Origin of the sequence: Metallosphaera yellowstonensis MK1 (assembly GCF_000243315.1) — an archaeon.
GTDB lineage: Archaea > Thermoproteota > Thermoprotei_A > Sulfolobales > Sulfolobaceae > Metallosphaera > Metallosphaera yellowstonensis.
In genome coordinates this window covers 558,005-561,035 of the sequence record NZ_JH597768.1, presented here as the reverse complement: position 1 = coordinate 561,035, position 3,031 = coordinate 558,005, and the positions used below count along the sequence as shown (strand labels likewise).

Genomic DNA, 3,031 nt, shown 5'->3' with positions numbered 1-3,031 from the left:
TCTTCAGGAGGGGAGATTTCAAGACCTCCCTGGAGAAGGCGAAGGAGACTTATGCCAGGTTTTACTCCTCCCTGAACTTGCCCGGCGTAGATCCAGGGTTGGTCAAGGTAATAAGGGAACTGGTGAACCAAGACCCAGAGAGGAGACCGGCAGCCCATCAAGTGATAACCGAGTTGGAGGTAATACTGAGGAAGTTGGAGCCCAGGTACACGGTGTAGGAGATCCTGAGCTCCGTTTGTCCCTACACTTTCATTTCGCTCATTTTATGTTCAATCATGATTCAGTGTAGGGACTTAGCCCTCAACCACCTACAAGTTTAACGATAGGTGGGTCACGGGACTCCTTTGAGCCCAACGGCACGGGGCACTCATCCCAGATCTCTCCCACCCTTTTGGGCATAGCCCACATCGAGTGAGAGTTCATCTTTTATCAACAAAAAAGTTATAAACAATATAAAAAAAATTTCTGTTTGATCCCTCATCAGGGTTACCGTGGTGCAATTAGAAATGAAAGGAGAAGTTACGCCACGGGTAAACACCCGCGATCCACATACAGCAAAGCGTGGCAGGTGGTTTGGGGTCAAGTCCTTACACCAGATGACGATCTATTTCAAGGTCAGCAGTCATTAGATTTTGTCTTGACTTCGAGGCTTAGGTTTACAACGAGAAGTGAACTCGAGACCCTTCATCAAACTCTCTCCATAACATACTGGAAGATGTTGAAGGCTGACCGACCTTGAGCCTGAACTAGAACTACGTTATTCCCCTTTAGTCCTACGTTATAGTAGATTGACGAGAAGGTACTGTTCACGGTGAGGTTGAAGTAACGATAACCAGATAGAGTCCCGTTGATTGCCAGGTGCCCGGTCGTGCCGTATAGGTAGTTGTAAAGTTGGGTCGCGTCCTGACCTGTTAGGACAGCGACGTTTACTGAGCTGGTGTTCCCCAGGAGGTATTCCGAGTATTGTGTGAAGTTACCCTCAGGGGAAGTGACGTTGAGCACGTAGTACTGGACTAGGTTCAGACCCTTACTGCTGGGATACATGTAGGGGGGAATCTTGACCTGTGTTCCGTTCCTTCCCATCATGACCTGAACCTCCAGATTCAGGAACTTCGCCAAGTCCACGGGGGAGGAATTTCCGGTCACGTTGACCAGGATCAGATAGTGGTTGATGAGGTAGTGGGGGAGGGAGAGGTTGGAGACCTTAGGGGATCCGGGGTAATGTACCACTGTTATGGCTACCGCGGTCTGGTTAGAGGTGGGAGACAGGATATACTCCTGATAATAGGAGTCGGCCCCTGGGAAGGTCTGTTGAACCACGAAGGTGTCGTTGACCTCCCCCAGGGAGATCAACTTCCAGCCCGGTGAAGCCTGGGACAACTGGTCCTGTGTGGGGAGATAGACCCCCTGTGTTGTCGCTACAACGTTCATGTTCCTTGCCACGAAGTATATTGCCACAACTGCAAGGACGACCACGACAATTATCAGAGCAATATTTTTTGAGTCCATGTGGAGAAGGAGGGTTATGGTTAAAAAACTCTTGCCAGCAGTTATCAGATTTTACCTTGATTACAGGGCGGTACCTAAGGGAAAATCCCATAACTGCTGTCTTGCAAAGGTTTGAGAGCCTTCGTTCTCCCGGGAACGATCAGCCCATCACTAACGCTTGCATGTTCATCCTTTTGTCCGTTTGTCCCTACACTTTCATTTCACTGACAGCAATTATTGGGATTAGTGTTTACCCGTGGCGTAACTTACCTTCTTTAATTAGTTCTAATTCCGCCACGGGCACCCCTCTTAAGGGATCATACAGGGTCACCCTTAACTCATTGGGGCTAGTCGAGGGAAACTTCAATACCCTCCCATCCACACTTTTATCACTCCCCAAACCTCGTGAGCAGTGCCCGTCATCAGTTAGGGGGATCATCAATAAAAACTACTTCGGTGATACTATATAAACACAACTTGTCAAAACGATATTTAGATGATTAAAAATAACGAGTAGTTACGTAGAAGCGTTACAGTCTAGATTACAGGGCGGTACTCAAGGGAAAATCCCATGATGACTGTCAGTAGTTTTATGTAATCATGATTCAGTGTAGGGACTTAGCCCTCAACCACCTACGAGCTTTGCGGTATGTAAATCGTGGGGGTCCTTCGACCCGAACTGCACTGAGGAGTCTCATACACGGTATTTGAGACACATTAACATTTGTTCAAAAACGAGACTGTAACTCTTTTACGTAACTATTCGTCATTCTTAAATTTATAAATATTGTTTTGATTTGAGTTATGTTTATATGATATTGTTATTGAGTACTTTATTGATGATCTCCCAACCGATGACGGGCACTGCTCACGGGAGTGGGAGTGATTGGAATGGGTATTGAAGTTTCCCTCGACCAGCCCCAATGATCTGGGGGTGACTGTGTATGATCCCTCATCAAGGTTCCCGTGGTGCAATTAGAAATGAAAGGATAAGTTACGCCACGGGTAAACACCTGTTTGAAACCCTTCTCTATGGGAAACGATCTCAAACATTCCTACCATTGAACATACTGGATGACAGCAGTTATCAGATTTCGCCTTGACTTCAAGGCTACACCTAACGAGAAATCCCATAACTGCTGCTGGATGAGATTCACTGAGGACTCACTGCTCCAGGTTGAACGAACTGATAGACTACAACCATTATGTAGACCTGGTATTGATTGTTGTCATAGAGGGGATACATGGATATCTGCACGGGCTGGAAGTACTCCATCCTGACTGGCGGGAGTGTCTGGCCCAAGGTGATCCCAGTGGTACTGAGGGTCTCGGTGAACGGGGCTACCACTGGGTAGCTCTGTACCTGGAGGCCCTCCACGAACATGTTCACGATGAGGGAGTTATAGGCTCTACTTGTCCAGGCGAAGGGGAACGACTGTGCTACAAGGTTGACCAGCTGTTGTGCCAACGGGGGAGAGGAGGAGAACTGGGAGGCTATCTGACTCTCCGTCTGGTTCAGGAGGGTCTCGTTTATGTAGTCCTG

Annotated in this window: 4 protein-coding genes and 1 pseudogene; 1 reads left to right on the top strand and 4 read right to left on the bottom strand. The window is 47.7% G+C overall.

The annotated features are described in order from the left end of the window. A partial coding sequence (locus tag METMK1DRAFT_RS10670) for a hypothetical protein (RefSeq protein ID WP_009073901.1) occupies positions 1-218 on the top strand: 218 nt, incomplete at its 5' end. 82 nt (positions 219-300) lie between these two features. Here the strand turns inward: METMK1DRAFT_RS10670 and METMK1DRAFT_RS19530 are convergent. The 4 genes and pseudogenes from METMK1DRAFT_RS19530 to METMK1DRAFT_RS10655 form a co-directional block, all read right to left on the bottom strand. Then, complete coding sequence (locus METMK1DRAFT_RS19530) at positions 301-423, bottom strand: hypothetical protein (RefSeq protein ID WP_009073899.1); 123 nt, start codon at positions 421-423, stop codon at positions 301-303. Between the two features lie 264 nt (positions 424-687). Continuing rightward, positions 688-1,509, bottom strand: a complete 822-nt coding sequence (locus tag METMK1DRAFT_RS10665; protein ID WP_009073897.1) for a hypothetical protein — start codon at positions 1,507-1,509, stop codon at positions 688-690. 229 nt (positions 1,510-1,738) lie between these two features. Further along, complete coding sequence (locus tag METMK1DRAFT_RS10660; RefSeq protein WP_009073894.1) at positions 1,739-1,927, bottom strand: hypothetical protein; 189 nt, start codon at positions 1,925-1,927, stop codon at positions 1,739-1,741. Positions 1,928-2,641: 714 nt separating this feature from the next. Continuing rightward, positions 2,642-3,031 (bottom strand): annotated as a pseudogene (locus METMK1DRAFT_RS10655) (STT3 domain-containing protein); the annotation flags it as partial.

What these genes read in the sequence shown, in the direction of transcription:
- METMK1DRAFT_RS19530 (WP_009073899.1), bottom strand. Translation starts at nt 423, where the DNA reads ATGAACTCTCACTCGATGTGGGCTATGCCCAAAAGGGTGGGAGAGATC.
- METMK1DRAFT_RS10665 (WP_009073897.1), bottom strand. Translation starts at nt 1,509, where the DNA reads ATGGACTCAAAAAATATTGCTCTGATAATTGTCGTGGTCGTCCTTGCA.
- METMK1DRAFT_RS10660 (WP_009073894.1), bottom strand. Translation starts at nt 1,927, where the DNA reads ATGATCCCCCTAACTGATGACGGGCACTGCTCACGAGGTTTGGGGAGT.